Source organism: Chryseobacterium sp. HNCC26DJ238 (assembly GCF_057180465.1).
In genome coordinates this window covers 1-480 of record NZ_JBXUGI010000069.1, presented here as the reverse complement: position 1 = coordinate 480, position 480 = coordinate 1, and the positions used below count along the sequence as shown (strand labels likewise).

Here is a 480-nt window from a genome sequence, read left to right as displayed (position 1 = left end):
TTTAGCAGATTGCATAAATAAAACTTTGCGTTAAGAAAAACTCAATACTGCACTTTCCTATAATTAAAAAAGATTTTTAAACACGTCAGGTTTTGTCGCATCGCCTCTTTATTTTCGCAATCCATATTAAGTTTGGATGAAATATCCCCATAAGTACTACAATATCCGTTAAAAAAAAGTTAAATTCGCCAAAATATAATAATTAAAAACTCAAGTATGAAAAAAATCTATGTGAGTGCCTGTCTGCTTTGCTTCACAGGTCTGTCATTCGGACAGGATTTAATCTGGCAACATGATATCAGATCATCAACTCAAGACTTCCTTTCCCAGGTGACCACCACCATTGACCAGCAGTATCTCATCAGCGGAAGTGCCATTCAAAGCTCCAACCTTCAACAGGCTAAAGGATCTCAGAACAATGGATACGACTTTAAGCTCATCAAGCTCAACCAAAACGGGGATACCGTATTTGAAAAATAC

1 pseudogene is annotated in these 480 nt (G+C 36.5%); it reads left to right on the top strand.

Features of this window, described 5'->3' with window-relative positions:
• Positions 1 to 216: 216 nt before the first annotated feature.
• Positions 217 to 480, top strand: a pseudogene (locus tag AC2A07_RS19745) (T9SS type A sorting domain-containing protein); the annotation flags it as partial.